The 12,483-nt window shown below is 46.4% G+C and carries 8 protein-coding genes and 1 pseudogene; all 9 read right to left on the bottom strand.

Annotation, left to right across the window (positions count from 1 at the left end; genetic code table 11):
• Positions 1-113 precede the first annotated feature (113 nt).
• Positions 114-4,316, bottom strand: a complete 4,203-nt coding sequence (gene rpoC, locus ACF8EG_RS11670) for a DNA-directed RNA polymerase subunit beta' (protein WP_005456484.1) — start codon at positions 4,314-4,316, stop codon at positions 114-116.
• 75 nt (positions 4,317-4,391) lie between these two features.
• Positions 4,392-8,420: a DNA-directed RNA polymerase subunit beta gene (gene rpoB / locus ACF8EG_RS11665; RefSeq protein ID WP_029803189.1), complete on the bottom strand. Its 4,029-nt coding sequence runs from the start codon at positions 8,418-8,420 to the stop codon at positions 4,392-4,394.
• Between the two features lie 252 nt (positions 8,421-8,672).
• Positions 8,673-9,041: a 50S ribosomal protein L7/L12 gene (rplL, locus tag ACF8EG_RS11660; protein WP_005466152.1), complete on the bottom strand. Its 369-nt coding sequence runs from the start codon at positions 9,039-9,041 to the stop codon at positions 8,673-8,675.
• A gap of 60 nt (positions 9,042-9,101) precedes the next feature.
• Entirely contained in the window at positions 9,102-9,590 is a 489-nt protein-coding gene (gene rplJ / locus ACF8EG_RS11655; RefSeq protein WP_005481772.1) for a 50S ribosomal protein L10, read from the bottom strand.
• A gap of 292 nt (positions 9,591-9,882) precedes the next feature.
• Positions 9,883-10,584, bottom strand: a complete 702-nt coding sequence (gene rplA / locus ACF8EG_RS11650; RefSeq protein ID WP_005489780.1) for a 50S ribosomal protein L1 — start codon at positions 10,582-10,584, stop codon at positions 9,883-9,885.
• Positions 10,585-10,588: 4 nt separating this feature from the next.
• Complete coding sequence (gene rplK / locus ACF8EG_RS11645) at positions 10,589-11,017, bottom strand: 50S ribosomal protein L11 (protein WP_005489784.1); 429 nt, start codon at positions 11,015-11,017, stop codon at positions 10,589-10,591.
• Between the two features lie 164 nt (positions 11,018-11,181).
• Positions 11,182-11,730, bottom strand: coding sequence for a transcription termination/antitermination protein NusG (nusG, locus tag ACF8EG_RS11640; RefSeq protein ID WP_005384681.1), 549 nt, complete (start codon positions 11,728-11,730; stop codon positions 11,182-11,184).
• Between the two features lie 13 nt (positions 11,731-11,743).
• A complete protein-coding gene (secE, locus tag ACF8EG_RS11635; RefSeq protein ID WP_005384680.1) occupies positions 11,744-12,124 on the bottom strand; it encodes a preprotein translocase subunit SecE in 381 nt (126 codons plus the stop codon).
• Positions 12,125-12,390: 266 nt separating this feature from the next.
• Positions 12,391-12,483, bottom strand: a pseudogene (locus ACF8EG_RS11630) (elongation factor Tu); the annotation flags it as partial.

The following is a 12,483-nucleotide window of genomic DNA, read 5'->3' as shown; positions in this document are numbered from 1 at the left end:
AAGAAGTGAAAGGGTTGATGACTATGTCAGCCTTTTTTGTACCTCACTACCGAGTGAAGCGAATAGATACAAAAAGGCACCCGAAGGTGCCTTTTCTTTTAAGCTCTTAACGATTACTCGTCAGAAGAGAAGCCAGCGTTTAGAAGTGCTGCTAGGTTATCTGTTGCTTGTTCAGCAGATGGACCTTCTTGCGCTTCAGCACGTTTAGCTTGACGCTCTTGGTGGTATGCGAAACCAGTACCAGCTGGGATCAAACGACCAACAATTACGTTCTCTTTCAGACCACGTAGGTCATCACGCTTACCAGAAACCGCAGCTTCTGTTAGTACGCGAGTTGTCTCCTGGAACGATGCCGCAGAGATGAACGACTCAGTTGCTAGAGACGCTTTAGTGATACCTAGAAGTTCACGTTCAAAACGTGCAGGCTCTTTGCCTTCAGCTTCTAGATTACGGTTAGCAATCTTAACTTGTGAGTATTCAACTTGCTCGCCAGGTAGGAACTCAGAGTCACCAGCGTGAGTAATTGTACACTTACGTAGCATTTGACGAACGATAGTCTCGATGTGCTTATCGTTAATCTTAACGCCTTGTAGACGGTAAACTTCTTGTACTTCGTTAGCGATGTACTGAGTTACTGCGTGTACGCCACGTAGACGTAGAATGTCATGTGGAGACTCTGGACCATCAGCGATTACATCACCACGTTCAACGCGCTCACCTTCGAACACGTTAAGCTGACGATGCTTAGGAATCATCTCTTCGTAAACTTCACCGCTATCACGAGTGATAACTAGACGACGCTTACCTTTGGTCTCTTTACCGAAGCTAACTGTACCTGTGTGTTCAGCAAGAATCGCAGGCTCTTTAGGCTTACGAGCTTCGAACAAGTCAGCAACGCGTGGAAGACCACCGGTGATATCTTTGTTACCGCCAGATTTCTGAGGAATACGTGCTAGCGTATCACCCACACCTACTTCTGCGCCGTCTTCAATGTTCACGATCGCTTTACCAGGTAGGAAGTAGTGAGCTGGCATTTCAGTACCAGGGATCATTACGTCGTTACCTTGCTCGTCAACAAGTTTGATAGCTGGACGCATATCTTTACCTGCTGCTGGACGAGCTGCTGCGTCCGTTACTTCGCTTGAAGATAGACCAGTTAGGTCATCTGTTTGACGAGAAACTGTTACGCCATCAATCATATCTACGAACTGGATACGACCAGCTACTTCAGTGATGATTGGCAGTGTATGCGCTTCCCAGTTCGCTACTGTTTCACCAGCTTCAACTGCGTCGTTGTCGCCTTTGCTTAGTAGCGAGCCGTATGGCAGTTTGTGTTTCTCTTTCGTACGGCCGAACTCATCGATGATGGTTAGTTCAGATGCACGAGAAGTGATAACTAGCTTGCCATCTTTGTTTGTTACGAACTTAGCGTTGTGAAGCTTAACAGAACCGTTGTTCTTCGCTTGGATGCTGTTCTCTGCTGCTGCTGTCGATGCCGCACCACCGATGTGGAACGTACGCATCGTAAGCTGTGTACCCGGTTCACCGATAGACTGAGCAGCGATAACACCTACTGCCTCACCTTGGTTTACTAGGTGACCACGTGCTAGGTCACGACCGTAACACTGTGCACAACAACCGAAGTCAGAATCACACGTTACTACAGAGCGCACTTTCATGCTGTCTACTGAGTTCTCTTCCATGATTTGACACCACTTCTCATCGATCAGGGTGTTACGTGGAATAAGAACATCTTCAGTACCAGGTTTTAGAACGTCTTCAGCAACTACACGACCTAGAGCTAGCTCAGACAGTGCAACTTTAACATCACCACCCTCGATGTGAGGCATCATGTCAACACCCTCGTGAGTGCCACAGTCATGTTCAGTTACAACAACGTCTTGAGCAACGTCTACTAGACGACGAGTTAGGTAACCCGAGTTCGCTGTTTTCAGTGCCGTATCCGCAAGACCCTTACGAGCACCGTGCGTTGAGATAAAGTACTGAAGTACGTTTAGACCTTCTTTAAAGTTCGCTGTGATCGGCGTTTCGATGATTGAACCATCTGGACGCGCCATCAGACCACGCATACCGGCAAGCTGACGAATCTGTGCTGCAGAACCACGAGCGCCCGAGTCCGCCATCATGTAGATGCTGTTGAATGACTCTTGCTGTTCCTCTTCACCTTCACGGTTAACTACCGTTTCAGATGAAAGGTTTTCCATCATTGCTTTCGCAACGCGGTCGTTGGTCGATGCCCAGATATCGATCACTTTGTTGTAGCGTTCGCCTGCAGTAACAAGACCTGATTGGTACTGTTCCTGGATTTCACGTACTTCTTCTTCCGCTTCTGCGATTTCAGTGTACTTAGCTGGCGGTACAACCATATCGTCGATACCAACAGATACACCAGAAAGTGCCGCGTAAGCGAAACCTGTGTACATGATTTGGTCAGCGAAGATTACAGTGTCTTTCAGACCTAGCTTACGGTACGCCTCGTTTAGTAGGTTAGAGATTTGCTTCTTACCTAGTTTTTGGTTAACGATGCTGTACGGTAGACCAGCTGGCACGATTTGCCATAGCATTGCACGACCAACAGTGGTATCTACCATCTTGGTCTCAGTTGTGCTGTTGCCGTCTTCGTCTACAACTGTCTCTGTAATACGTACTTTAACGCGCGCGTGAAGCTCAGCTTGTTTAGTGCGGTATGCTTTCTCAGCCTCTGCTGGGCCAGAAAGGTACATGCCTTCACCTTTCACGTTGATCTTTTCACGAGTCATGTAGTACAGACCCAATACAACGTCCTGAGAAGGTACGATGATCGGATCACCTGACGCTGGCGACAGAATGTTGTTTGTCGACATCATCAGAGTACGAGCTTCAAGCTGTGCCTCTAGAGTTAGAGGTACGTGAACCGCCATTTGGTCACCATCGAAGTCCGCGTTGTACGCCGCACAAACAAGTGGGTGTAGCTGGATCGCTTTACCTTCGATTAGTACTGGTTCGAACGCCTGGATACCTAGACGGTGAAGTGTAGGTGCACGGTTCAATAGTACTGGGTGTTCGCGGATTACTTCGTCTAGGATATCCCAAACAACCGCTTCTTCACGCTCTACCATTTTCTTCGCAGCTTTGATTGTAGTCGCAAGACCACGAGTCTCTAGCTTGCTGTAGATAAATGGTTTGAATAGCTCAAGTGCCATCTTCTTAGGAAGACCACACTGGTGCAGACGAAGGTATGGACCTACTGTGATTACAGAACGGCCAGAGTAGTCTACACGTTTACCTAGAAGGTTCTGACGGAAACGACCTTGTTTACCCTTGATCATATCAGCAAGAGATTTCAGAGGACGCTTGTTAGAACCTGTGATCGCACGACCACGACGACCGTTATCTAGTAGCGCATCAACAGACTCTTGCAGCATACGTTTTTCGTTACGTACGATGATGTCCGGAGCCGCTAGCTCTAGAAGACGCTTCAAACGGTTGTTACGGTTGATCACACGACGGTATAGGTCGTTCAGATCAGAAGTCGCAAAGCGACCGCCATCTAGTGGTACTAGAGGACGTAGATCTGGCGGAAGTACTGGAAGTACAGTCAGGATCATCCACTCTGGGTTGTTACCCGATGCGATGAACGCTTCTACCAGTTTAAGACGCTTAGTGACTTTCTTACGCTTAGTTTCTGAGTTTGTAGTCTCAAGCTCTTCGCGCATTTGTTCCGCTTCAGCGTGCATATCCATAGAACCTAGTAGGTCCTTGATAGCTTCTGCACCCATCTTAGCTGTGAACTCGTCACCCCACTCTTCTAGACGGTCTAGATACTCTTCTTCAGTTAGCATCTGACCTTTTTCTAGATCAGTCATACCCGGTTCAGTTACTACGTACATTTCGAAGTAAAGAACACGTTCGATATCACGTAGAGGGATATCCATTAGTAGACCGATACGAGACGGTAGCGATTTTAGGAACCAGATGTGAGCTACTGGTGAAGCAAGCTCGATGTGGCCCATACGGTCACGACGAACTTTAGTTTGTGTAACTTCTACACCACACTTCTCACAGATAACACCACGGTGCTTCAGGCGCTTGTATTTGCCACAAAGACATTCGTAGTCTTTAACTGGGCCAAAGATACGCGCACAGAACAAACCATCGCGTTCAGGTTTGAACGTACGATAGTTGATCGTTTCAGGTTTTTTAACTTCACCGAAAGACCATGAACGGATCATGTCTGGTGAAGATAGACCGATTTTGATTGCATCAAATTCTTCGGTCTTATGCTGTGCTTTTAGAAAGTTTAATAAGTCTTTCACAATCAGCTCCTGTAAGGAGTTAAAAGGAGCTCACCCGCAAAAGTGAGCACCTTTCTACCGATAATCCCGTGGGGATTACTCTTCGTCTTCTAGCTCGATGTTGATACCTAGCGAGCGGATCTCTTTCAACAATACGTTGAACGATTCTGGCATGCCAGGTTCCATGCTGTGGTTACCGTCTACGATGTTTTTGTACATCTTAGTACGGCCGTTAACGTCATCTGACTTAACGGTTAGCATTTCTTGTAGAGTGTAAGCCGCACCGTATGCTTCTAGTGCCCATACTTCCATCTCACCGAAACGCTGACCACCGAACTGAGCTTTACCACCTAGTGGTTGCTGAGTTACTAGGCTGTACGAACCAGTTGAACGTGCGTGCATCTTGTCATCAACAAGGTGGTTCAGTTTCAGCATGTACATGTAACCAACAGTTACAGGACGCTCAAACGCATCACCTGTGCGACCATCAAACAGCGTTAGCTGACCAGATGTTGGCAGGTCTGCTAGCTCAAGAAGTGCTTTGATTGATGCTTCTGGAGCACCATCAAATACAGGTGTCGCGATTGGTAGACCGCCACGCAAGTTCTTGATCAGAGTACGTACTTCATCATCAGATAGAGAAGCAATGTCTACTTTCTGGCGAGTGTCGCCTAGATCGTAAACTTTTTGTAGGAACTCGCGGAATTTCGCTAGTTCTTGCTGCTCTTTAACCATCTGGTTGATCTTGTCACCGATACCTTTCGCTGCCAGACCTAAGTGAACTTCCAAGATCTGACCGATGTTCATACGCGAAGGTACACCCAGTGGGTTAAGTACGATGTCTACAGGCTGACCTTTCTCATCGTATGGCATGTCTTCAACAGGGTTGATCTTAGAGATTACACCCTTGTTACCGTGACGACCCGCCATCTTATCACCAGGCTGAATGCGACGTTTAACCGCTAGGTAAACCTTAACGATCTTCAGTACGCCAGGTGCTAGATCATCACCTTGAGTGATCTTGCGACGCTTAGTTTCGAACTTCTTATCGAAGTCAGCTTTTAGCTCGTCCCACTGCTCAGCAAGTTGCTCAAGCTGAGTTTGTAGTGAGTCATCTTCTAGCGTTAGTTCTAGCCACTTCTTACGATCAGTCGCGTCTAGTTTCGCTTCAGAGTAACCGCCTTCAATCAATACAGCTTTAACACGGTTTAGAAGGCCACCCTCAAGAATCTGGAATTCTTCAGTTAGGTCTTTCTTCGCTTCTTTAAGCTGCATCTGTTCGATTTCAAGCGCACGCTTGTCTTTCTCTACGCCATCGCGAGTGAAGACTTGAACGTCGATGATCGTACCTGATACAGAGTTCGGTACACGTAGTGAAGTATCTTTAACATCCGATGCTTTTTCACCGAAGATAGCACGTAGTAGCTTCTCTTCAGGCGTTAGCTGAGTTTCACCTTTAGGTGTTACTTTACCAACTAGGATGTCACCACCCTTAACTTCAGCACCAATGTAAACGATACCTGACTCGTCTAGTTTAGACAGAGCAGATTCACCTACGTTTGGAATATCCGCTGTGATCTCTTCAGAGCCCAGCTTAGTGTCACGCGCCACACAAGTCAGTTCTTGAATGTGGATTGTCGTGAAGCGGTCTTCTTGAACTACGCGCTCAGATACTAAGATCGAGTCTTCGAAGTTGTAACCGTTCCAAGGCATGAACGCGATACGCATGTTTTGGCCAAGCGCTAGCTCACCAAGGTCTGTTGAAGGACCATCAGCAAGAACGTCGCCACGTGCGACAGGTTCACCTGGCATCACACATGGGCGCTGGTTAATACATGTGTTCTGGTTAGAACGTGTGTATTTAGTCAGGTTGTAGATGTCGATACCAGCTTCACCTGGTACTAGCTCTTCTTCGTTCACTTTAACAACGATACGAGAAGCATCTACTGACTGGATTACACCACCACGTTTAGCAACAGCCGTTACACCTGAGTCAACGGCTACGTTACGTTCGATACCAGTACCAACAAGCGGTTTGTCAGCTTTCAGTGTTGGAACTGCCTGACGTTGCATGTTCGCACCCATCAATGCACGGTTCGCATCATCGTGTTCTAGGAACGGGATAAGCGATGCAGCGATAGATACAACCTGGTTTGTCGCAACGTCCATGTACTGAGCGTGCTCACGAGGGTGTAGACCAGATTCACCTTTCTGACGAGCTGTGATCAGCTCATCTGCAAAAGTACCATCTTCGTTTAGCTTAGCGTTCGCCTGAGCGATAACGAATTGGCCTTCTTCGATTGCAGATAGGTAATCTACTTCGTCTGTTACAACACCATCTACAACGCGACGGTATGGCGTCTCAAGGAAACCGTACTCGTTACAACGCGCAAACGCAGATAGAGAGTTGATCAGACCGATGTTTGGACCTTCCGGCGTTTCGATAGGACATAGACGACCGTAGTGAGTTACGTGTACGTCTCGAACTTCGAAGCCAGCACGTTCACGAGTCAGACCGCCAGGACCCAATGCAGAAATACGACGCTTGTGCGTTACTTCTGACAGCGGGTTGTTTTGGTCCATGAACTGTGAAAGCTGTGAAGAGCCAAAGAATTCTTTAACCGCTGCAGAAATTGGCTTCGCGTTGATCAGGTCTTGAGGCATGATTGCGTCAAGATCGCCTAGGCTTAGACGCTCTTTAACTGCACGCTCAACACGTACTAGACCTACACGGAACTGGTTCTCAGCCATTTCGCCGACAGAACGGATACGACGGTTGCCTAGGTGGTCGATATCGTCCACTTCGCCTTTGCCGTTACGGATCGCGATAAGCTTCTTCATCACTTCGATGATATCTGTTTCATCAAGTGTGCCTTGCTCTTGAGCATCTTCACGACCGATAGAGCTATTAAACTTCATACGACCAACAGTCGATAGATCGTAACGCTCTTCAGAGAAGAATAGGCTTTCGAATAGTGCTTCTGCAGCTTCTTTTGTTGGTGGCTCACCAGGGCGCATCATGCGGTAGATTTCTACCAATGCAGAAATACGGTCAACAGTGCTGTCGATGCGTAGTGTTTCTGACATGAATGGACCGTGGTCTAGATCGTTCGTAAACAGAACTTCTAGCGCTTTGTGGCCAGCTTGAGACAGGTTCGCTAGCGCTTCCAGGCTGATTTCCTGGTTAGCATTAACAATGATCTCGCCTGTTGCTTCGTTGATGTAATCTTTCGATGCAACTTTACCAACGATGTACTCTACTGGTACTTCGATGTGATCAACGCCATCTTTCTCTAGTTGGCGGATATGACGAGCTGTTACGCGACGACCTTGCTCTACGTAAACTTTACCATTCGATTCGATGTCAAATGACGCAGTTTCACCACGTAGACGATCTGGAACCAACTCCATCAGTAGAGTTTGGTCTTTCACTTCGAAGTTCACTTTCTCGAAGAAGATATCTAGGATTTCTTCAGTCGATTTACCTAGTGCACGAAGGATGATCGATGCTGGTAGCTTACGACGACGGTCGATACGAACGTACAAGTTATCCTTAGGATCAAACTCGAAATCAAGCCATGAACCACGGTAAGGAATAACGCGCGCGTTGTATAAAACTTTACCTGAAGAGTGGGTCTTACCCTTATCGCTGTCGAAGAACACGCCTGGGCTTCGGTGCAGCTGGGATACGATAACCCTCTCGGTACCGTTAATTACGAAGGTACCATTGTCTGTCATGAGTGGAATTTCACCCATGTAGACTTCTTGTTCTTTAATGTCTTTTACAGTACCTGCTGGCGCGTCTTTATCAAAGATAACTAGGCGTAGTTTTACACGTAGTGGCTTTGAGTAAGTTACACCGCGGATTTGACATTCTTTAACGTCAAAAACTGGCTCACCAAGACGGTAGCTAACGTATTGCAGCTCAGAATTGCCGTTGTAGCTCTGAATCGGGAATACAGAACGGAAAGCAGCTTCAAGACCGTATTGACCTTCAGGATCCTGTTCGATAAATTTGTCGAACGAATCGAGCTGGATCGATAGCAGGTATGGAATGTCCAAAACTTGTGGACGAGTACCAAAGTCCTTACGGATGCGCTTTTTCTCGGTATAAGAGTAAACCATGGGGTTCCTCAGCTCGCTGATAAGTGACCCAAACTGTCCGCCCACTCCTAGTTACTTAAGGGGGGTAAGGGACAGTGACTAATATAGCTGTTTACTGTAGTGACATTTCATTTCGAAAGAATGAAATGTTTTTTGCATGGATATCAGGCGCTTAAACAGCGGGAAAATTCGCCTATACCCTACAGCGCAAAAAGGCCGGTGGTTAAAAAACCACCAGCCAATTAGCCGTTAGGCTAAGAAACTATGCAATAATTACTTAACAGCAACAGTTGCACCAGCTTCTTCTAGCTGAGCTTTAAGAGCGTCAGCTTCTGCTTTGTCAACACCTTCTTTAAGAGGTGCTGGAGCGCCGTCTACAAGAGCTTTAGCTTCTTTAAGACCTAGGCCAGTTGCGCCACGTACTGCTTTGATTACAGCAACTTTGTTACCGCCAGCAGATTCTAGGATTACGTCGAATTCAGTTTGCTCTTCAACAGCTGCACCAGCAGCAGCGCCGCCAGCTACAACAGCAGCAGCAGCAGAAACACCGAATTTCTCTTCCATTGCTTCGATTAGTTCAACAACTTGCATTACAGACATTTCTGCAACTGCGTCTAGGATTTGCTCGTTAGTAATAGACATAACAATTCTCTTTTAAGTCAACAATAAGTTTATTAAGCAACCAGTAAAAAGCAAGGCTTATTAAGCAGCTTCTTTTTGATCGCGGATAGCAGCGATTGTACGAACCAGCTTGCCAGCAGAAGCTTCTTTCATGCACATCATTAGGCGTGCGATTGCTTCGTCGTAAGTTGGTAGTGTCGCTAGTACTTCAGCGTCAGTTAGCGCGCCTTCAAATGCAGCAGCTTTGATCTCGAAGTCTTTGTTCTCTTTAGCGAAGTCTTTGAAAAGACGCGCTGCAGCACCTGGGTGCTCGTTAGAGAACGCGATTAGAGTAGGACCAGTGAAAGTGTCAGTTAGACACTCGTAATCTGTACCCTGAACCGCACGACGTGCTAGAGTGTTACGCACGACTTTCATGTAAACGCCAGCTTCACGAGCTTGTTTACGTAGAGAAGTCATTGCGCCAACTTCAACGCCACGAGAATCAGCTACAACTGCAGAAAGTGCACCACTGGCAGCTTCGTTGACTTCAGCAACAATTGCTTTTTTGTCTTGAAGGTTTAAAGCCATCTTGGATTTACTCCTGGTTGTCGTTACACCACTCACTATCATCACGACAGTGAGAGCTATTGAGGTGCATTCCCAGAAGAAAGTTAACTATTTACATAGAGCTTTCTGTCAGTTCGGGCACCATCTACGTAGGATAATTAAGTCAACGGTTAGGCTGACACCTACGGTCTTGGACGGAGACTGGGTCTTAATTCATTTCGAACTAGGAGACAGTTCAAAGAACCAAAGTTCAGCCCCAACCACAAATATTAGGCGCAAAATTATACACAAATTTTGCGCCTAAGCAAATAAATTATGCTTGAGTGTTCAGGCTAGCCTGATCAACAGCAACACCAGCACCCATAGTAGTAGAGATGCTTACTTTCTTCAGGAAAGTACCTTTCGCTGAAGATGGCTTAGCTTTCTTCAGAGCAACTAGAAGTGCTTCTAGGTTCTCTTTGATCTGCTCAGCAGAGAAGTTTGCTTTACCGATAGTAGTGTGGATGATGCCGTTTTTGTCGTTACGGTAACGAACCTGACCAGCTTTAGCGTTTTTAACTGCTTCAGCAACGTTAGGAGTTACAGTACCAACTTTAGGGTTTGGCATAAGACCGCGAGGACCTAGGATAGTACCTAGCTGACCTACAACGCGCATTGCATCTGGAGAAGCAACAACTACGTCAAAGTTCATTTCGCCTTTCTTAACTTGCTCAGCAAGATCTTCCATACCAACGATGTCTGCGCCAGCTTCTTTAGCTGCTTCAGCGTTTGCACCTTGAGTGAACACTGCTACGCGGATGTCGCGGCCAGTACCGTGAGGTAGTACAGTTGCACCACGTACGTTCTGGTCAGATTTACGAGCATCAATGCCTAGGTTAACAGCAACGTCTACAGACTCAACGAATTTAGCAGTAGCTAGTTCTTGAAGAAGAGCAACAGCTTCGTTGATTTCGTATTCTTTTGTTACGTCAACTTTTTCGCGGATTACGCGCATGCGCTTAGTTAGTTTTGCCATCTTATTAACCCTCTACCACTAGGCCCATTGAACGAGCAGTACCAGCGATAGAACGCTTCATCGCTTCGATGTCAGCACCAGTCATATCTGCAGCTTTAGTTTCTGCGATTTCTTGGATTTGAGCGTCAGTTACAGTGCCCACTTTTTCAGTGTTTGGACGGCCTGAACCAGACTTAACGCCAGCAGCTTTCTTAAGAAGAACAGCAGCAGGTGGAGTCTTAGTTACGAACGTGAAAGAACGGTCGCTGTATACTGTGATAACTACTGGAGTTGGTAGACCCTTCTCTAGAGATTCTGTTTTCGCGTTGAACGCTTTACAGAATTCCATGATGTTAACACCGTGTTGACCTAGAGCAGGACCAACTGGTGGACTTGGGTTCGCAGCGCCAGCAGCAACTTGTAGCTTGATGTAAGCTTCAACTTTCTTAGCCATGATAATTCCTAAGTTTGGGTACAAACGCTAATCACGGATCAGCTCCCCGTTTGTGTAAGAAACTTTTTACTTCACAAGAAGTAAAAAGGCGCGAAATTATAGTCATAATTCGCGCCTTATACAACCCTAAAAAGGTGATTTTTTATACTCTTTAAATCAGAGTATTAGTCCAGTTTTTCAACCTGACCAAATTCAAGCTCAACTGGTGTTGCACGACCAAAGATCGACACAGACACTTTCAGGCGGCTCTTCTCGTAATCCACTTCTTCAACGGTACCGTTGAAATCAGCAAATGGACCTTCATTAACACGAACCACTTCACCCGCTTCGTACATAGTACGAGGACGAGGAGCTTCACTCGCTTTCTCAAGACGGTTAAGAATAGCGTCAGCTTCTTTATCAGTGATAGGTGCTGGACGGTCTGAGGTACCACCAATGAAGCCCATGACACGCGGCACACTACGTACTAGGTGCCATGATTCATCGTTCATAATCATCTGAACAAGGACGTAACCTGGGAAGAACTTACGCTCAGATTTGCGACGTTGACCCGCGCGCATTTCCACTACTTCTTCAGTAGGAACTAGTACTTCACCGAATAGCTCTTCCATGCCGTGCATTTTGATATGCTCGCGCAGAGATTGAGCTACACGACCTTCAAATCCAGAGAAGGCTTGAACCACATACCAGCGTTTTTTTGGAGCTTCACTCATGAATTAAAACCCTCTATACCCCAGTTGCTAGAGCTACTAGACGAACCATAATTCCGTCAATACCCCATAGCACTAGAGCCATTACAATACTTACAGCTAAAACGATCAGTGTTGTTTGCATGGTTTCTTGGCGAGTAGGCCAAACAACTTTACGTACTTCCATACGCGATTCTTTTGCAAAACTGATCGCTGCTTTACCTTTAGTCGTTGTTGCTGCAACGCCAAGGGCAGCTGCAATTAGAACAACAACGCCTGCAGCGCGAACCACTACAGACATTTCACCATACAGGTAATTACCCACAACAGCGGCAGCTGCCAATACGAAAGCGGCAACCCACTTAAACGTATCTGCTGCATTTGAGCTATCAGGAGTTTCAGCATTATTTGCTTTCATAAAACCAACCTGTTACAAGTCTTAATATAGACGACAACAACCCCGCTGTTGCAGGGCAAACTCCATATCGCTGAAAAACAGCGAACTCTTCTTAAGATTAAGCCTCTTTGCCTAATCTTGCTCTGCACCCAACCCACTTCTGAACAAGAAAACAGCAAAAATAATGTTGAGCGCAGAAAAAGGGCATCAAATGATGCCCTTTTTGCTACTGGTTCGTCAAATCTAATTCAAGATTTTCCGAAAGCATTCGTTTAATTCGTTAAGAATTATTCGAAGATCTTAGCAACAACACCAGCACCTACTGTACGGCCACCTTCACGGATAGCGAAACGTAGACCTTCGTCCATTGCGATTGGTGC

The organism is Vibrio sp. YQ_11, assembly GCF_043103065.1.
In the GTDB taxonomy this organism is placed as follows: Bacteria; Pseudomonadota; Gammaproteobacteria; order Enterobacterales; family Vibrionaceae; genus Vibrio; species Vibrio parahaemolyticus.
The sequence above is the reverse complement of the archived record's forward strand: the minus strand, read 5'-3'. Positions and strand labels throughout refer to the sequence as shown.